Below are 18242 nucleotides of genomic sequence, written 5' to 3' on the forward strand. Positions count from 1 at the left end.
GAGAATGCGTCCTGGATCCAGTGGACGCCTTTACCGGCGGGAGCGCACCAGGCCCTGTCGAGTGTTGGAGCGGTTTTGGCCTTCTCGTGGCAAAAAGGCCCGGAACGCGGCTCGCGCTTTGCTTTTCACGATAGTCCTTTACCCTCCGCCGGGCCGGTCCGAGCCGCATTCTTTGCTGCGACGACCGCGTCGAAAACCTCGCGTTTGGGCAGCCCCGCCGCGGCGGCGACGGCGGCGATCGCCTCCTTGCGCCGCTCCCCCGCCTCCTCGCGCACCTGCACCCTGCGCACCAGCTCCTCGGCGTCCAGTTCCTCGGCCCCGGAGTCGGCCGCGCCCTCGACGACGACGGTGATCTCACCGCGTACGCCTTCGGCCGCCCAGACGGCGAGCTCGCCCAGCGGGCCGCGCTTCACTTCCTCGTACGTCTTGGTCAGCTCCCGGCAGACCGCGGCGCGACGGTCGGCGCCGAAGACCTCGGCCATCGCGGCGAGGGTGTCGTCGAGCCGGTGCGGGGCCTCGAAGAACACCATGGTGCGGCGCTCGTCGGCGACCTCGCGGAGCTTGCCCAGGCGCTCGCCGGCCTTGCGCGGCAGGAAGCCCTCGAAACAGAACCGGTCCACCGGCAGCGCGGACAGCGCGAGCGCGGTGAGCACCGCCGACGGGCCCGGCACCGCCGTGACCTTGATGTCCTTCTCCACCGCCGCGGCGACCAGCCGGTAGCCGGGGTCGGACACGGACGGCATCCCCGCGTCCGTGACCAGCAGCACCCGGGCGCCGCCCAGCAGCGCCTCGACGAGTTCGGGCGTACGGGCGGACTCGTTGCCCTCGAAATAGGAGACGACACGCCCCGTCGTGTGGATGCCCAGCGCCTGGGTCAGCCGGCGGAGCCGGCGGGTGTCCTCCGCGGCGACGACATCGGCCGTCTCCAGTTCCGCGGCAAGGCGTGGCGGGGCGTCCGCCACATCACCGATGGGGGTCCCTGCGAGTACGAGCGTTCCAGTCGTTCCAGTCACAACGTCCATCCTCCCAGCACGGGCGACAGCACTCGCACAGATGCGTTCCCTACGATGGCGCGGTGACGAGTACTGCGCCCGAAGCCCGGCAGGGCCAAGACGCCGGGGAACAGCACGGCCCGGAGCCGACTTCCTGGCAGCAGCGGCTGCGCCGCTTCGGCCATTTCCCGCGCCCCGGTATCGGGCTGCGGGAGCGGCTGATTCCGCCGTACACGCGCCCGGGGGGCCAGTTGTGGGCGGTGCTCGCCGTGCCCCCGCCGGTGGCGGATCGACTGGTGCGCTGGTCGGCCTGGGGCGGCCCGCTGCTGGTCGCGGCGGTCGCCGGGGTGCTGCGGTTCTGGAACCTGGGCAGCCCGCACGCGGTGATATTCGATGAGACGTACTACGCCAAGGACTCCTGGGCGCTCATCCAGCAGGGCTACGAGGGTTCGTGGCCCAAGGACGTCGACAAGCTGATCCTGAACGACCCGTCGCAGGTGCCGGTCCCGACCGATCCCGGTTACGTGGTGCACCCGCCGGTCGGCAAGTGGATCATCGGGATCGGCGAGCAGCTCTTCGGTTTCACGCCGTTCGGCTGGCGGTTCATGGTCGCCGTGCTCGGCACGCTGTCGGTGCTGATGCTGTGCCGGATCGGCCGCAGGCTGTTCCGCTCGACGTTCCTGGGCTGTCTGGCGGGCGCGTTGCTCGCGGTGGACGGGCTGCACTTCGTGATGAGCCGCACCGCGCTGCTCGACCTGGTACTGATGTTCTTCGTGCTGGCCTCGTTCGGCTGTCTGCTGATCGACCGGGACTGGGCCAGGCGCAGGCTCGCCGCCGCGCTGCCGGTCGACGAGGACGGCGTGCTGCGGCCGGACGCGGGGGTCGCGGAGGGGCTGCGGCTCGGCTGGCGTCCGTGGCGGATCGCGGCCGGGATCTCGCTGGGGCTGGCCTTCGCCACCAAGTGGAACGGGCTGTACATCATGGTCGCGTTCGGCCTGATGACAGTGTTGTGGGATGTGGGCGCGCGGCGGACGGCGGGCGCGGTGCAGCCGTACAAGGCGGTGCTGAAGCGGGACCTGGTACCGGCGTTCGTCTCCACGGTGCCGGTCGCGGTGTTCACGTACCTCGTCTCGTGGACGGGCTGGATCATCCACGACGACCCCGACCGGCACGGCTACTACCGGGACTGGGCGGCGACCGACGGCAAGGGCGGCAACTGGACCTGGCTGCCGGACTGGCTGCGCAGCCTGTGGCACTACGAGAACCAGGTCTACGAGTTCCATGTGAACCTGACGTCCGGTCACACCTACCAGTCCAATCCATGGAGCTGGATCGTGCTGGGCCGGCCCGTCTCGTACTTCTACGAGGAACAGAACGGCTGCGCCCAGTCGTCGACCGGCAAGTGCGCGCGCGAGGTACTGGCACTCGGTACGCCGCTGCTGTGGTGGGCCGCGTGCTTCGCCCTGCTGTACGTGCTGTGGCGCTGGTTCTTCCGCCGCGACTGGCGGGCGGGCGCGATCGCCTGTGGCGTGGCGGCGGGGTGGGTGCCGTGGTTCCTGTACCAGGAACGCACCATTTTCCTTTTCTACGCGGTCGTGTTCGTGCCGTTCCTCTGTCTGGCGGTCGCGATGATGATCGGCGCGATGCTGGGCCCGGCGGCGGGCACCGGGGAGAAACACGAACTGGGCCTGGCGAAGGGCGATCCGTCAGGTGAGCGGCGCCGGACCGTGGGAGCCGTCGCGGCCGGCGTGCTGGTCCTTCTGATCGTCTGGAATTTCATCTACTTCTGGCCGCTGTATACGGGGACTTCGATTCCGGAGGATTCCTGGCGGGACCGGATGTGGCTGGATACCTGGATTTGACCGGTCTGTGCATGCTGCACCGGATCGCGTTCTGATAACAACCCGCTCCGCTGTCACGGCAGTCCCGTAAAGTGCCGGGAAAGCCTCCTTGAACGCGTTCAAGGAGGCCTCCTGGGGAGGGGGACTGCAGGGATGCGCAGCGGAGCGAAGGTGGCCGTGGTCGGCGGGGTGTTCGCCGTCGTGGTCGGCGGTGTGGGGTACGGGGCGTACAACGTCCTGGACGGGCTCGGCGACAGCGGGGTCGGGGGCGGTTCGGACACCAAGGCCACCTCGGCCGAGGTGAGGACGGGTCCGGTCACCGAGGACGAGATCGCCGAGACGTCGAAGGCGTTCCTCGCCGCATGGGCGAAGGGCGAGGCGACCGAGGCGGCCGATCTCACCAACAACAAGGGCGAGGCCGAGCCCGCACTGGCCGGCTACAGCGAATCCGCCCATGTCACCCGGGCCGTGATCACGCCGGGCCCGGCGACCGGCTCGAAGGTGCCGTACACGGTCAAGGCGACGGTCTCCTACGAGGGGAGGACGAAGCCCTGGACGTACGCCTCCGAGCTCACCGTCGTACGCGGACTGACCACGGGCCGCCCGCTCGTCGACTGGGACCCCTCCGTCATCCATCCGGAGCTGGGCAAGGGCGAGACGCTGGAGACCGGCGAGTCGAAGACCGCGTCGATCGAGGCGGTCGACCGCAACGGCAACGTGCTCACCAAGGAGAAGTACCCGTCGCTGGGCGGCATCCTGAACGAGCTGCGCAAGAAGTACGGCCAGAAGGCCGGCGGAACCACGGGCATCGAGACCTGGATCAACAGCGCGAACGCCGACGGTGTGGACAAGACGCTGCTGACCCTGGTCAAGGGGAAGCCGGGCCGCGTTCCGACCACGCTGGACGCGGGAATCCAGGCGGCGGCCGAGAGGGCCGTGAAGAAGTACGACAAGTCGTCCGTGGCGGCCGTCGAGCCGTCGTCCGGCGCGATCCGGGCCATCGCCAACAACCCGGCGAACGGCTTCGAATCGGCCCGCTGGGCCAAGGTGGCACCCGGCTCGACGATGAAGATCGTGACGGCCGCGATGATCATCCAGAACGGTCTCGGCAGCGCGGACTCGCCGGTCGAGTGCCCGTCCACGGTGCCCTGGGAGGGCCGCACCTTCCACAACCTGAACGACTTCTCGCTGCCGAACGCCACCCTGAAGAGGGCCTTCGCGAAGTCCTGCAACACCACGTTCATCAAGCCGGTCCTGCCGCTGGGCAGCGGCAAGCGGGACACGGCACTCGGTGACGAGGCCTCGCGGTACTTCGGGATCGGCCAGGTCTGGGAGACCGGCATCACCACGTGGGACGGCAAGGTACCGCCCTCCGAAGGCGCGGAGACCGCCGCCTCGTTCATCGGCCAGGGCAAGATCCAGATGAACCCGCTGAACATGGCGTCCATCACGGCGACCGCCGTCAAGGGCCGCTTCCTGCAGCCCTTCATCGTCCCGCAGACCCTGGACAACCGGAAGTTCGCCACCGCGAGTCCGCTGCCCGGGGGTGTGTCGGACCAGCTCAGGGAAATGCTGAAGTACACCGCCACGAACCCCGAGGGCACGGCCACCAAGGCGATGGCGAGCGTGGGCGGCGACAAGGGCGGCAAGACGGGCTCGTCGGAGATCGGCGGTCAGGCCACGTCCGACAGCTGGTTCACCGGATACAGCAACGACCTCGCGGCCGCGGCACTCGTCCAGTCCGGCGGCCACGGCGGGGACGCGGCCGGTCCGGTCGTCGCCGAGGTCCTGCTCGCCGGGCCGTGACCGTACGACAGGGAGAGGAAACACCATGATCGCCGGACTGCCCCTGCTGCTCGTCCTGGCCGTCCTCGTCGCCGCGGGCGCGGCCGGGCGGCAGCTCCACCGCTACCCGGGAGGCTGGAAGTTCGCGTTCGGCGGCGCGTACGCCGCCGCGCGCCACGACCTCGACAACGCGCGGAAGGCGCTGCGTACCCTGGAGCACGCGGCGCGGTGGGAGTTGTCCGGCGCGCAGAACGCCGCCCGGACGGCCGAATCCGACCACCGGCGCCAGGTGCGCAGCGTCGAGGAGCATCTCGCCTATCTGCGTGAGCCGGGCCGCGGCGGGTACCGGAGCGAGATCAGGGACCTCAGCCTCTACGAGCACATCCTCGTGGCGCGCGGCACCGACGACTGGAGCGGCGACCTGCATCTCCCGTTGCACCAGACGTCCATCCGCGCGGACCACTCCGACTGGGAGTCCCACGTCTACCTGACCGGCCCGGACGGACGCCGGCATCTGCTGAGCTACCCGCACACGGAACTGGCCGAGGAGTACGTCCGCAGGTTCGTCCTCGACGTCCAGAACGCCATCGCCGACGACAAGGCCTTCCAGCGGGACCGGCCCACGCTCATCAAGGAGGCCGGGGCCGAACTGAGACGCCTGCGCGGCGACACCGCCGGACCGGCCGAGGCGGAACGCCGGCTCGAAGAGGTCACCGCCCGTCAGAACAACGACCCCCATATCCCCCGGGCCCGTCAGGAACTCGACGCGGCCCACGCACGCTGGCAGGCCCTCACCGGCCGCCGCCCCCGCTGAACGGAATCCCGGGTACCACGTGACACCGCTCGTCGCCATGGCCGTCCTGACGGCCGCCTTCACCCACGCCGGCTGGAACGCACTCGCGCATGCGATCAAGGACCAGTTGCTCTCCTTCACCCTCATATCCGGGGGCGGTGTGCTGATCGGCGCGGCCGCCGCCTCGTTCGTCCCGTTCCCGGCGGCGGAGGCCTGGCCGTACCTGCTGGTGTCGGCCGCCCTGCACGTGGCGTACATGCTGCTGCTGATGCGGTCGTTCACGCTCGGCGACTTCGGCCAGATGTATCCGATCGCGCGCGGCACGGCGCCGCTCGTGGTCACCGTCCTCGCCGCCGCCTTCGTGGGCGAGCGCCCGGACGGCTGGGCGACGGCGGGCGTCGCGGTCGCGTCTGCGGGGCTGGTCGGGCTGGCCCTCTGGGGCATCCGCGGCACCGGCAAACGCCCTGACTGGCCCGCGATCCTGGCCGCTCTCGCCACGGGTCTGGCCATCGCCGGATACACCACGGTCGACGGCGTCGGGGTGCGCGCCTCGGGCAGTTCGCTCGGGTACATCGCCTGGCTGATGATCCTCGAAGGCCTCGCCATCCCCCTCTACGCCCTCTACCGCCGCCGCTCCGCCCTCCCGGCCCAGCTCCGCCCCCATGCGGTACGCGGCCTGCTGGGCGCGGCCCTGTCGGTGACCGCGTACGGACTCGTCCTGTGGGCGCAGACCCGCGCGGCGCTCGCCCCGGTGGCGGCGCTGCGCGAGTCGTCGATCATCGTCGGCGCGGCGATCGGGACGGTGTTCTTCAAGGAACGCTTCGGCGCCCCGCGCATCGCGGCGGCCGGGCTGATGGTGGTCGGCATCGGGCTGATGCTGCATACCAGTTGAGCCGACCGCCGGACTCCCGGGCCTCGGCAGGACATCGGTGAGCTCGCCGAACTGCGTGAGCGGGCGGGCGCGGCCCGGGCCGAAGCCGACGTACGGATGGGCACGGCCCGGGCCGAAGCCGACGTACGGATGGGCACGGCCCGGGCCCAAGCCGCCGTACGGATAGGCCCGGCCCGGCCCCGCGTCTCCCGCCTGGAGCGCCTCCCGGTCCAGGAGCTCAGCCGGCACCGGCTCCGCCGCTGCCTTCGGGCCCCGGAGGCCGGCCTCGTACTGCCGGCCACGACGTCCACGGGCGACGGGATTCCCCTGACCGCCCCCTGACCGCCTCGTCCCGGCGCCTGCGGCAGCGGACACGCCCCACCCTCCCGAGGCGCACGCCACCGGCCCGTCGGCAACAGGTTCACGCATCACGCGGCGGGTGCCGCGCACACCTCCTCGCAGGTCATCGGCCAACTCCACCGCGAGACCGCCGCGTTCCGTCCCCGTCGCGCACCGCAGTCGCGGTTAACCAACTATTGACACGCTCTTGTCAGGAGCGGAACACTCCGAGTTGGGAGAGCGCTCTCCCAACTCCACGCACGCCCCCACGACGCAGCAGGAGGTCTCCATGCCACGGAGGTCGAGAACCCTCACCGGACTGCTCTTGTTCACCTCGCTGACCCTGACCACGGCAGGGATCGCCGGGATCGCGGCGACAGCGAACGCCTCACCCGAGGCACCGGCCTCGGCGGCGGGCACGCATGCCCAGCACGCCGCGTACTCCATGCCCGGGATGCCCGGCATGCCGGCGTCCACCCAGGCCTCGGGCGACGACCCGGACGGCGACGGCTACATCATGGCCGACCCGCCGGTCACCGGGGTCACGCCCTCGATGGAGGTCCCGCCACCGGCGTACTTCCACGAGTTCCAGGCCAAGTGCGCCCCGACGCACACCGCTCCGGACGACCCGATCGTCTACCCGGGGCAGCCCGGAAAGTCCCACGACCACACGTTCATGGGCAACACCACCACGAACGCGAACACCACCACCGCCTCGCTGGAGACGGGCGACACCACGTGTCTGGCCCCCGGCGACAAGTCCGGCTACTGGATGCCGAGCCTGTTCGACGGGAACACCAAGGTCCTCCCCGACGGCGTCCAGACCATCTACTACAAGTCGGGTGTCACCGACTACCGCAGCGTGCGGCCCTTCCCGAGAGGCCTGCGGTACGTCGTCGGCAGTCCGATGCAGTCGCAGGAGGAGTTCAAGAACCTCAAGGGCACCGTCGAGGGCTGGGAGTGCGGTGACAGCTTCAAGAACTACAACTTCCCCGCGACCTGCCCCGACCGCCAGGACGTCCAGCTCAACCTGCGTCTCCAGGCCCCGAGTTGCTGGGACGGCATCCACCTGGACACCCCCGACCACAAGAGCCACATGGCATACCCCGTGGCCGGAGGAGCCAACTACAACTCCTGCCCGCCCGACCACCCCGTCGCCCTGCCGATGATCGAGTTCAAGATGGCCTGGCCGGTCAACGGTGACATGTCGCAGGTGAAACTGGCGAGCGGTGCCGGATTCTCCTTCCACTACGACTTCATGAACGGCTGGGACGCCGCCACGCTCGACGCGATGGTCACCCACTGCGTCAAGGGCGGCCTCCAGTGCGACCCGCGCGGCTACGACGAGAACCACCCCGGCGCCGGCGCCGTGCTCGACGCGAACTACGAACTGCCGTAGCGCACACCCCACCCATCCCCACCGGACGCGAGGCCCTTTTTTCGGGCCGTCTTGGAGAGCGCTCTCCAAGATCGCGTCCGTCATTCCCCCCACTGGCAAGGAGCGTGACATGCACCATCCCCCCACACGCAGGGCCACCCGCCTCGTGGCGCCGCTCGCCGCGGCGGCACTGCTCGGCGGCGGTCTGCTCGCCGTCCAGGCGCCCGCCGCCCAGGCGGCCGGCAACGTCGTGAAGGTCACCGGTTCGCAGGGCGACTGGCAGCTGACCGTGGACGGTTCGCCGTACACGGTGAAGGGCCTGACCTGGGGTCCGTCGGTCGCCGACGCGGAGAGGTACATGCCCGACGTGAAGTCGATGGGCGTCAACACCATCCGTACCTGGGGCACCGACGCCACCAGCAAGCCGCTCTTCGACACCGCGGCGGCCAACGGCATCAAGGTGATCGCCGGCTTCTGGCTCCAGCCCGGCGGCGGCCCCGGCAGCGGCGGCTGCGTCAACTACCTGACGGACACCCAGTACAAGAACGACATGCTCGCCGAGTTCCCCAAGTGGGTCGACACCTACAAGGACAACCCCGGCGTGCTGATGTGGAACGTCGGCAACGAGTCGACGCTCGGCCTGCAGAACTGCTACGGCGGTGACGAACTGGAGGCCCAGCGCAACGCGTACACGACCTTCGTCAACGACATCGCGAAGAAGATCCACGAGGTCGACCCCAACCACCCGGTGACCTCGACCGACGCCTGGACCGGCGCCTGGCCCTACTACAAGAAGAACGCCCCGGACCTCGACCTCTACGCGGTCAACGCCTACAACGCGGTCTGCACCATCAAGTCCGACTGGGAGCAAGGTGGTTACGACAAGCCCTACATCGTGACCGAGACCGGCCCGGCCGGTGAGTGGGAGGTCGACGACGACGCGAACGGCGTCCCGGCCGAGCCCACCGACGTGGCCAAGGCCGAGGGCTACGAGAAGGCGTGGGGCTGCGTCACCGGACACACCGGGGTCGCGCTCGGGGCCACGATGTTCCACTACGGCGTCGAGGACGACTTCGGCGGCGTGTGGTTCAACCTGCTGCCCGGCGGCGAGAAGCGCCTCTCGTACTACGCCGTGAAGAAGGCGTACGGCGCCGGCACCTCCGGCGACAACACCCCGCCGGTGATCACGGACATGGCTGTGGAGGGTGCCACGACCGGCGTCCCCACCGGCAGCGACGTGAAGGTCAGCACGCGCACCAGTGACCCGGACGGCGACGCGATCACCTACCAGGTCCTCTTCAGCAGCAATTACATCGACCAGAACAAGGCCCTGGTCCCCGCCGATACCAAGGACAACGGCGACGGCACCCTGACCGCGAAGGCGCCGAGCAAGACCGGTGTCTACAAGGCCTATGTGAAGGCCACGGACGGCAAGGGCAACGTCGGCATCGAGACCACGTCCGTGAAGGTCGTCCCGCCGAAGGTGGACGGGACGAACGTGTCCCAGGGCAAGGCCGCCACCGCGTCCTCCTCCCAGACCGACCCGACGGGCGGCTGCCCGTGCGGCGCGGCCAACGCGGTGGACGGCAAGTTCGACACCCGCTGGGCCAGTGACTGGAGCGACCCGCAGTGGGTCCAGGTCGACCTCGGCGCCTCGACGAGCTTCAAGCACGTCCAGCTCGCCTGGGACCCGGCGTTCGGCAAGGCGTACGACATCCAGACGTCCGAGGACGGGCAGAGCTGGACCACGGTGAAGTCGGTGACGGACGGCAACGGCGACATCGACGACATCGACGTCAACGGCACGGGCCGCTACGTGCGGATCAACGGCACGGCCCGCGGCTCCGGTTACGGCTACTCGCTGTACGAGTTCGGCGTCTACAACTGACAGGAGGCGGACACTCATGATGGCCACTCGCCTCGGCCGGGCCCAGCCGTACGCGCTCAGCACGTTCCGGTTCGTCGTCGGGCTGCTCTTCACCTGTCACGGAGTCGCCTCGCTCTTCGGGGTACTCGGCAGGCCGATGCTCTCCGTCGGCGCCTGGCCGGGGTGGTACGCGGCCGTCATCCAGCTGGCCGGCGGCACCCTCGTGGCGCTCGGCCTGGGTACGAGAACGGCCGCGTTCGTGGGCTCCGGTTCCATGGCGTTCGCGTACTTCGACGTGCACCAGCGGACAGGCCTGCTGCCGATGCAGAACGGCGGCGAGGCGGCGGTCTTCTTCTGCTGGACGCTGCTCCTGCTCGTGTTCACCGGCCCGGGCGTGCTGGCCGTGGACCGGCTGCTCGCCCCCCGGGACGCCGCCCGCCGGGACACGGGTACGCGGCGGGAGCACCACCTGGGCGTGCCCGTTTGAGGGGACGGGTACCCGCGCACCGGCCTTCCGGAACTGCCTCCGGGAGGCCGGTGCCGTGTGCGCCCCCCGGAAACCGGTACCGTGCGGCCCCAGGAGTCCCGGGTACCGTGCGGCCCCGCGAGCAGCCCTACCCGGGCGGCGCGAGTGCCTGGCGGAAGCCCGTGTTCACCGCGGTCAGTCCACCGTCCACGCACAGCGTCGTGCCGGTGACCCACGCCGCGTCGGACGAGGCGAGGAAGGCGACGGCCGCCGCGATGTCCTCCGGTTCGCCGACCCGGCCGAGCGGGTAGAGGCCGCTCACCCGGGCCAGTTCGGCCTCGCGGCCCGCCCAGCCGCCCGTGCGGACCGTGCCGGGCGCGACCAGGTTGACCCGGACCCCGCGCGGTCCCGCGTGGCCCGCGAGGGTACGGGTGAGGCTCGCCAGGCCCGCCTTTGCGGCGCTGTAGGCGTGGTTGCCGAAGTCCTGGACCCCGTTGACCGACCCGATGGACACGATCGCGCCCCGGCCGGACGCGGCCAGGTGGGGAAGGGCCGCCCGCGCGCACCGGTAGGCGCCGGAGAGCGTGACGTCCAGGTCGCGCTGCCAGACCTCGTCCGGCTCGTCCTCGAAGAGCGCGGCGTCCGGGGTGCACGCGTAGGCGTTGTTGACCAGCACGTCGAGGCCGCCGAACAGCGAGACGGCATGGTCCACCGCCGCCCCGACGGCCGCCCGGTCGGCGACGTCGCAGGTCAGCGGCTCGGCCTCGCCGCCGCCTTCCCGGATCCCGGCCGCCACCGCCTCGGCCCGGTCGCCGTCCAGGTCGGTGACCAGGACCCTGGCCCCCTCGGCGGCCAGCCGGCGGGCGGTGGCGGCGCCGATGCCCTGGCCGGCGCCGGTGATGAGGACGCGGTATCCGTCGAATCGCGGGAGAGCGGAGGAGAGCGCGGCAGAAGTCATAGTGCCGAACGTACTGCGCGCACCAGTGCCTGGGCACGGGGGTCGGCGGTGACTCCTTTCTGCAGACCGTTCGTCACATAGCCGAAGGCGATGCCGGATTCGGGATCCGCGAACCCCAGCGAACCGCCCCGCCCGGGGTGGCCGAAGGAGCCCGGGGCGAGCAGCGGGGCCGCCGGTCCGTGCAGCATGTAGCCGAGACCGAAGCGGGTGCCCACGACCAGGACCCGGTCCGGGCCCGCCGACTCCTCGGTGCGGGCCAGGGTGAGGGTGGCGGGGGCGAACAGCCGGTGGCCGTCGACCGGGCCGATCATCGCGGCGTAGCAGCGGGCCAGGCCGCGGGCGGTGGCGATGCCGTTGGACGCGGGGAGTTCGGCGGCCCGGTAGCCGGGGTCGTTCTCGTCGGGGAACGGGTCGATGGCACCGAACGCCCGGCGGGTCAGCGAGTCCGGGTCCCGGTAGGCGTCGACGACCGAGCGCTTGGGGCGTATCCGCAGCGCGCCCGTGCCGTCGCCGGCGGGCGGTTCGACCGGGCCGATCCGGCCCACCCGGTGTGCCTCGTCCGCCGGGATCCCGAACCAGAAGTCCAGGCCGAGCGGGCGGGCGATCTCCTCGGCGACCCAGCGGCCGACGGTCCGGCCGGTGACACGCCGCACCAGTTCACCGACGAGCCAGCTGTAGGTCTGCGCGTGGTAGCCGTGGTCGGCGCCGGGCTCCCACTCGGGGCGCTGTGCGGCGACCGCGCGCGGCCCGCTCACCCCGTCGGCCGCCTGGTCCGGCGTCAGGGGGTGGTCCAGGGCCGGGATTCCGGCCCGATGGGCGAGGAGGTGGCGGACGAGGACGCGTTCCTTGCCGTTCGCCTTGAACTCCGGCCAGTACGTGCCGACCGGGGCGTGCAGGTCGATCTGGCCGCGCTGGTGCAGCAGCAGCGGGACGGCGGCGGCGATGCCCTTGCCGGCCGAGCGGACCACCTGCACGGTGTCGACGGCCCATGGTTCGGCTCCGTCGACATCTCTGGTGCCGGCCCACAGGTCGACGACCTTCTGCCCGTGCCGGTAGACGGTGACCGCTGCCCCGCGGTCGCCACGCTGTTCGAAGTTACGGATGAAAGCATCCCGGACCGGTTCGAATCCGGGCGCTGCCGTGCCCCGTACGTCCACGCCTGCTCCTGCGCTCCCGCTCATGTCCCCATGGTGCATTGCGCCGCAGGTCGCGGGTGGGGCGGGTCACCTCATGTTCACCGTCACGGAACGAGAACCGTCACGGAACGCGAGTCGCCATGGAACGCGAACCGTCACGGACCGCCAACCGTCACGGAACCCGAACCGTCACCGATCGCGGGTCGAACCCGAAAGGAAGCTCCAGCCGGTGCGCGCGCATCAGTTCCTCGTCGCACAGGAGGTCCTGGGTGCGGTCGTCGGCGGCGATGACCCCGTCGCTGAGGATGACCGCCCGGCCGCAGAGCTCCAGGGCGTACGGCAGGTCGTGCGTCACCATCAGCACGGTGACGTCCAAGGACCGCAGGATGTCGGCGAGTTCGCGGCGGGAGGCCGGGTCCAGGTTGGAGGAGGGTTCGTCCAGGACGAGGATCTCCGGCCGCATCGCGAGGACCGTGGCGACGGCGACGCGGCGGCGCTGGCCGAAGGAGAGGTGGTGCGGCGGCCGGCTCGCGTACTCCTCCATGCCGACCTGCTTCAGGGCTTCGGTGACGCGTTCCTCCAGCTCCGCGCCGCGCAGCCCGCCGGAGGCCGGTCCGAAGGCGACGTCCTCGCGGACGGTGGGCATGAAGAGCTGGTCGTCGGGGTCCTGGAAGACGATGCCGACGCGGCGGCGGATCTCGGCGAGGTTGCGCTTCTCCACGGGGAGTCCGGCGACGCGGACGGTTCCGGCGCCGGCTTCCAGGATGCCGTTGAGGTGGAGGACGAGGGTGGTCTTGCCGGCGCCGTTCGGTCCGAGCAGGGCGACGCGCTCGCCGCGGGCGACGGTCAGGTCGACGCCGAAGAGCGCCTGGTGGCCGTCGGGGTAGGCGTAGGCGAGACCGCTGACCTCCAGGGAGGGCGGCGGTACGGGTGTGGCGGGGGGCTGGCTCATACGGTCCATCCCAGCAGACACACGACGAGGGCGAGCACGGGGAGTGCCGCGGCGTACGCCCACTGGGTGCGCGAGGCCGTCACCTCGTCGATGACGGGCATGGAGCCGGTGTAGCCGCGGCTGACCATCGCGAGGTGGACGCGCTCGCCGCGCTCGTACGACCTGATGAACAGGGCGCCCGCCGACTTTCCGAGGACACCCCACTGCCGTATGCCGCGCGCCTCGAATCCGCGGGAGCGGCGGGCGATGGACATCCGGCGCATCTCGTCGGTGATCACATCGCCGTACCGGATCATGAAGGAGGCGATCTGGACGAGCAGCGGCGGCAGCCGCAGGCGCTGGAGGCCGAGCAGCAGGGAGCGCAGTTCGGTGGTGGAGGCCAGGAGCACGGAGGCGGCGACGCCGAGGGTTCCCTTGGCGAGGACGTTCCAGGCGCCCCAGAGCCCGGGGACGCTGACGGAGAGCCCGAGGACCTGCGTCTGCTCGCCGGGGACGACGAACGGCATGAGCAGGGCGAACGCGACGAACGGCACCTCGATCAGCAGCCGCTTGAGGAGGAAGCCGGCCGGGACGCGGGCCACGGCGGTGGCGCCCGCGATCAGCAGCGCGTAGAGCCCGAAGGCCCACACCGCCTCGCGCGGGGTCGTGACGACGACCACGACGAAGGCGAAGACCGCGGCGAGCTTGCAGTGCGGCGGCAGGTCGTGGACCGGCGAGTGACCGTGCCGGTAGAGCTTGTGGGCGTGCCCGGCGCCCATCAGACCTTCTCGCCGGTACGGGTGTCGCTGCCCGCGGGCTCGTCGTTCGTACGGCGGCGACGGCTGACCACGTAGAACGCGCCGCTGCCGACGACGAGGGTGGCCCCGACGCCGATGATGCCGGCCAGTCCGCCGGAGAGCCGGGCGTCGGAGACGTCCTTGACGCCGTAGTCGGCGAGCGGCGAGTCCTTGGTCGCGTGGTCCTTGGCCTCCTTGTCGATGCCCTGGTCGGTGGCGACCTTCTCCAGGCCGTCCGGGTTCGCCGAGGCGTAGAAGGAGACGAAGCCGGCGAGGACGAGGGCGGTGACCAGTCCGGTGGCCCACAGGCCCTTGGTGGAGCGGTGGGCGGGGGCGGGCGTGGGCGCGGCCACGGGCGCGTCGACGAGTTCGCCGTCGATACGGAGCTTGAGCGGGGCAGTGAGGCCGCGGGCGCCGTGGACCAGGTCGGGGCGCACGGCGATGACGGCGCCGACGGTCAGCGCGGTGATCGCGGCCTCGCCGAGGCCGATCAGGACATGGACCCCGACCATCGCCGTGAAGACCTTGCCGATCGGGATGTCGGTGGTTCCGCCGATCCAGTACAGCAGGGTGAAGGCCGCGGCCGCGGCCGGTACGGAGACCAGCGCGGCGACGAAGGACGCGGCGGTCATGGAGCGGCGGGTGCGCGGCAGCACGCCGACGAGGCCGCGGAACAGCGCGTACGCGACGACGGTGGTCACGACGCCCATGTCGAGGATGTTCACGCCGAGCGCGGTGAGCCCGCCGTCGGCGAAGAGGATGCCCTGCATCAGCAGGACGACGGATATGCAGAGCACTCCGGTGTACGGCCCGACCAGGATCGCGGCGAGCGCCCCGCCGAGCAGGTGCCCGCTGGTGCCGGCCGCGACGGGGAAGTTCAGCATCTGCACGGCGAAGATGAAGGCGGCGACCAGCCCGGCCAGCGGCGCGGTGCGCTCGTTCAGCTCGCGCCGGGCACCCTTCAGGCTGACGGCCACGGCGCCGGCGGCCACGACTCCGGCGACGGCGGACACGGGGGCGTTGATGAATCCGTCGGGTACATGCATGGGGGAGGCTCCGCTTCCTGCGTTCCTGCGTTGCTGCGCGGGGTCGTGAACCTCTCAATGATAGAGCCTTGTTGCGAACGGTTCGCAAGAGCGGGGTCGTCACAACTGACACGACTTCCCATCATGCTCTTTTGCGAAAATATGGGACATTAGATGACGAAGACGCATACACAGGAGGAGCCGGCCCATGTCCCCCGTGATCAAAGAACATGCCCGAGCCCGGCTCGTCACCGACGCCCGCGATCTGCCCGTGGTGCACGTCGAGCTGCGTTACGACACCGCCGCCGCCCCCGACACGATCCAGGCCGCCTTCCCCGGCGGCACGCAGTGGGCCGTCCCGCGCGATCTGCTGGAGCGCGGGATGCGCGCCCCCGTCGAGCAGGACGGCCTCCGGATCTGGCCGTGCGGCCGGGTCCAGCTGGTCGTCGAGCGCCATACCGCGGACGGCGTCGAGGTGGTGCAGTTCGACTGCGCCCCCCTGATCCGTTTCCTGCGGCGCACCCACAGCCGGACGGTGGCCGACTCCAAGCCGGAGGCCGCGCCCGCCTGACCGGCGACGACAAGACGAGAGCCCCCGTGCGCATGCGCACGGGGGCTCTCGTCGCCCCGGTCCCCCGTCCCCACAGGTAACCGGTGCTTTCCGGGGCCGCGCTCCGCTCAGACGCGGCCCCGGAGGTCAGCGGCTCGTCGAGCAGCCCTGGGGCTGCTCACCGGCCGGTCAGACCCGGGTCAGCTCACGCTCGCCGGCGTCCGGGCCGGCGTCGTCCGCGGCGGGGCCGGTGAGCTCCTTGCGCAGCCCCTCGCCCTCGACGTCGACGTTGGGCAGCGCCCGGTCCAGCCAGCGCGGCAGCCACCAGGCACGCTTCCCGAGCAGCGCGAGGACCGCGGGCACGATGGCCATGCGGACGACGAACGCGTCGAAGAAGACGGCGATGGCGAGCGAGAAGCCGATCATCTTGATCATCGACTCGCTGGAGCCGATGAATCCGGAGAAGACGGCCATCATGATCACGGCCGCGGCCGTGACGACCCGGGCCCCGTGGTTGAAGCCGGTGACGATGGCCTGTCCGGGCTTCTCGCCGTGGACGTACGCCTCGCGCATCCGGGTGACGAGGAAGACCTCGTAGTCCATCGCGAGACCGAAGACCACGCCCACCATGAAGATCGGCATCATCGACATGATCGGACCGGTCTGCTCCACTCCGAAGAGCGAGCCGAGCCAGCCCCACTGGAAGACCGCGACGACCGCGCCCAGGGCCGCGACGACCGAGAGCAGGAAGCCGAGCGCCGCCTTCAGCGGCACCAGGATCGACCGGAAGACCACCATGAGCAGCAGGAAGGCGAGGCCGACGACGAGCGCCAGGTACGGCAGCAGCGCGTCGTTCATCTTCTGCGAGAAGTCGATGTTCATCGCGGTGGCACCGGTGACCAGGACCTCGGCGCCGGTGTCGGACTTTATGTCCTTGCCCGCGTCGCGGATCGCGTGGACCACGTTCTCCGTCTCGACGGAGCTCGGGCGGTCCTCCGGGACGACGGTGATCATCGCCGCGTCGCCGGCCTTGTTGAAGGTGGCCGGGGTGACGGCGACGACACCCTTCATGCCGGAGATCTCGTCGCCGACCTGCTTCGCCGCGGTCTTGCCGTCGGAGCTGTCCGCCGTGTCGACGACGACCAGCAGCGGGCCGTTGAAGCCGGGACCGAAGCCCTCGGACAGCAGGTCGTAGGCGCGGCGCTGGGTGGTGCTGGTGGGCTGGGAACCGTCGTCCGGCAGACCCATCTCCAGCGAGGCGGCCGGTACGGCGATGGTGCCCAGGCCGATGACGCCGACGAGCAGCACCCAGACGGGCTTGCGCAGCACGAACCGCGCCCAGCGGGTACCCATGTTCGGCTTGGCGTCGGGCTTGTTCTCGGCCTCGGCGGCCTTGCGCGCCTTGCGTCCCATGACCCGCTTGCCCACGAAGCCCAGCATGGCCGGGACGAGGGTGAGGGCGATGAGGACGGCGATGGCGACCGTGCCGGCCGCGGCGAAGCCCATCTTCGACAGCATCGGGATGTTGACGACCGCGAGGCCGACCAGGGCGATGACGACGGTGAGCCCGGCGAAGACGACCGCGGAACCGGCCGTGCCGACCGCACGGCCCGCCGCCTCCTCGCGCTCCCGGCCCTCGGCCAGTTCGGCGCGGTAGCGGGAGACGATGAAGAGCGCGTAGTCGATGCCGACCGCGAGGCCGATCATCATCGCGAGGGTCGAGGTGGTCGAACCCAGGTCCAGCACATTGGCCAGCGCGGTGATCGACGAGACGCCGATCCCGACCCCGATCAGGGCGGTGAGCAGCGGCAGACCTGCGGCGATGAGCGAGCCGAAGGTGATGACGAGCACCACCGCGGCCAGCGCGATCCCGATGACCTCGGTGGCACCGGTCTCCGGCATCACCTGGAGCGCGTCACCGCCGATCTCCACGGTCATCCCGCTCTTCTGCGCCGATTCGCCCGCCGCCTCCAGGGAGTCCCGGGTCTCGTCGGTCAGCTCCATCGAGTTGACCTTGTACGTCACCGAGACATACGCGGTCGAACCGTCCTTGGAGACGGCCTTTCCGGCGTACGGGTCGACGACCGAGGCGATCTGGTCCGAACCGGCCTTCAGCTGACCGGTGAGCTTGTTGACGTCGGCCTTGTTGGCCGGGTCCGTCATCTTCTCGCCGTCGGGGGCCTTGAAGACGATGCGCGCGGTCGCGCCGTCGGCGCTGGACGCGGGGAATCGCTGTTCCAGCAGGTCGAAGGCCTTCTGGGCCTCCGTACCCGGGATCGAGAAGGAGCTGGAGGTGGCGGTGGACGCGGAGGCCGCGCCGAATCCGGCGAGTGCCAGCAGTGCCACCCAGATCAGGGCGACATAGCGGCGGCGCCGGAAGGCGAGCCGTCCGAGCTTGTAGAGGAATGTGGCCACGGAGGCGTACTCCCGGTCAGGTCGTTGAGTGGAAAAGGGCGTGAGGAACCAGCCCGACGACGAGAGCGGCGTGTCAGGTGGGGCTTGGGGAGGGGGCC

General features: G+C 70.7%; 16 protein-coding genes. 9 read left to right on the forward strand and 7 right to left on the reverse strand.

Annotated features, from left to right (window positions below; all coding sequences use genetic code 11):
• Nucleotides 1-125 precede the first annotated feature (125 nt).
• On the reverse strand, nucleotides 126-1022 hold the full coding sequence (gene rsmI / locus ACIQMX_RS31200) for a 16S rRNA (cytidine(1402)-2'-O)-methyltransferase (RefSeq protein WP_363067311.1): 897 nt from the start codon (nucleotides 1020-1022) through the stop codon (nucleotides 126-128).
• Between the two features lie 53 nt (nucleotides 1023-1075).
• Between rsmI and ACIQMX_RS31205 the strand changes: the two genes are divergently transcribed.
• The 8 genes from ACIQMX_RS31205 (at nucleotide 1076) to ACIQMX_RS31240 (ending at nucleotide 10353) form a co-directional block, all read left to right on the forward strand.
• The gene (locus ACIQMX_RS31205) at nucleotides 1076-2854 is read left to right on the forward strand and encodes a dolichyl-phosphate-mannose--protein mannosyltransferase (protein WP_402483068.1); all 1779 of its coding nucleotides are present in this window, start codon (nucleotides 1076-1078) and stop codon (nucleotides 2852-2854) included.
• A gap of 132 nt (nucleotides 2855-2986) precedes the next feature.
• A complete protein-coding gene (locus ACIQMX_RS31210; protein WP_402483070.1) occupies nucleotides 2987-4639 on the forward strand; it encodes a penicillin-binding transpeptidase domain-containing protein in 1653 nt (550 codons plus the stop codon).
• 25 nt (nucleotides 4640-4664) lie between these two features.
• The gene (locus ACIQMX_RS31215; protein ID WP_363067308.1) at nucleotides 4665-5432 is read left to right on the forward strand and encodes a hypothetical protein; all 768 of its coding nucleotides are present in this window, start codon (nucleotides 4665-4667) and stop codon (nucleotides 5430-5432) included.
• 19 nt (nucleotides 5433-5451) lie between these two features.
• A complete protein-coding gene (locus ACIQMX_RS31220; protein WP_402483073.1) occupies nucleotides 5452-6303 on the forward strand; it encodes an EamA family transporter in 852 nt (283 codons plus the stop codon).
• Nucleotides 6304-6399: 96 nt separating this feature from the next.
• Complete coding sequence (locus ACIQMX_RS31225; protein WP_402483076.1) at nucleotides 6400-6624, forward strand: hypothetical protein; 225 nt, start codon at nucleotides 6400-6402, stop codon at nucleotides 6622-6624.
• Between the two features lie 286 nt (nucleotides 6625-6910).
• Nucleotides 6911-8020, forward strand: coding sequence for a DUF1996 domain-containing protein (locus ACIQMX_RS31230; protein WP_363067306.1), 1110 nt, complete (start codon nucleotides 6911-6913; stop codon nucleotides 8018-8020).
• Nucleotides 8021-8129: 109 nt separating this feature from the next.
• Nucleotides 8130-9887 carry a discoidin domain-containing protein gene (locus ACIQMX_RS31235; RefSeq protein WP_402483079.1) on the forward strand — a complete coding sequence of 586 codons (1758 nt, stop codon included), beginning with the start codon at nucleotides 8130-8132 and terminating at the stop codon, nucleotides 9885-9887.
• Nucleotides 9888-9906: 19 nt separating this feature from the next.
• Nucleotides 9907-10353, forward strand: a complete 447-nt coding sequence (locus ACIQMX_RS31240; protein WP_363067632.1) for a DoxX family protein — start codon at nucleotides 9907-9909, stop codon at nucleotides 10351-10353.
• Between the two features lie 127 nt (nucleotides 10354-10480).
• Here the strand turns inward: ACIQMX_RS31240 and ACIQMX_RS31245 are convergent, their stop codons facing one another.
• The 5 genes from ACIQMX_RS31245 to ACIQMX_RS31265 form a co-directional block, all read right to left on the reverse strand.
• Entirely contained in the window at nucleotides 10481-11290 is an 810-nt protein-coding gene (locus ACIQMX_RS31245) for an SDR family NAD(P)-dependent oxidoreductase (protein ID WP_363067304.1), read from the reverse strand.
• Nucleotides 11287-12447, reverse strand: coding sequence for a serine hydrolase domain-containing protein (locus ACIQMX_RS31250; RefSeq protein WP_363067630.1), 1161 nt, complete (start codon nucleotides 12445-12447; stop codon nucleotides 11287-11289). Before ACIQMX_RS31250 ends, ACIQMX_RS31245 begins: the two co-directional genes overlap by 4 nt.
• A 151-nt stretch (nucleotides 12448-12598) precedes the next feature.
• Nucleotides 12599-13378: an energy-coupling factor ABC transporter ATP-binding protein gene (locus tag ACIQMX_RS31255; RefSeq protein WP_402483082.1), complete on the reverse strand. Its 780-nt coding sequence runs from the start codon at nucleotides 13376-13378 to the stop codon at nucleotides 12599-12601.
• On the reverse strand, nucleotides 13375-14136 hold the full coding sequence (cbiQ, locus tag ACIQMX_RS31260) for a cobalt ECF transporter T component CbiQ (RefSeq protein ID WP_363067302.1): 762 nt from the start codon (nucleotides 14134-14136) through the stop codon (nucleotides 13375-13377). The genes ACIQMX_RS31255 and cbiQ overlap by 4 nt, the downstream gene beginning before the upstream one ends.
• Nucleotides 14136-15200 (reverse strand): energy-coupling factor ABC transporter permease, encoded by a 1065-nt coding sequence (locus tag ACIQMX_RS31265; protein WP_363067301.1) that lies wholly within the window; start codon nucleotides 15198-15200, stop codon nucleotides 14136-14138. The genes cbiQ and ACIQMX_RS31265 overlap by 1 nt, the downstream gene beginning before the upstream one ends.
• A 187-nt stretch (nucleotides 15201-15387) precedes the next feature.
• On the opposite strand from ACIQMX_RS31265, the gene ACIQMX_RS31270 reads away from it, so the two are divergent.
• Nucleotides 15388-15750 (forward strand): SsgA family sporulation/cell division regulator, encoded by a 363-nt coding sequence (locus tag ACIQMX_RS31270; protein WP_363067300.1) that lies wholly within the window; start codon nucleotides 15388-15390, stop codon nucleotides 15748-15750.
• 168 nt (nucleotides 15751-15918) lie between these two features.
• Here ACIQMX_RS31270 and ACIQMX_RS31275 read toward each other — a convergent pair whose 3' ends face one another.
• Nucleotides 15919-18144 carry an MMPL family transporter gene (locus ACIQMX_RS31275; RefSeq protein ID WP_402483086.1) on the reverse strand — a complete coding sequence of 742 codons (2226 nt, stop codon included), beginning with the start codon at nucleotides 18142-18144 and terminating at the stop codon, nucleotides 15919-15921.
• Between the last annotated feature and the right edge of the window lie 98 nt (nucleotides 18145-18242).

It is taken from the genome of Streptomyces sp. NPDC091416 (assembly GCF_044756845.1).
Lineage (GTDB): Bacteria > Actinomycetota > Actinomycetes > Streptomycetales > Streptomycetaceae > Streptomyces.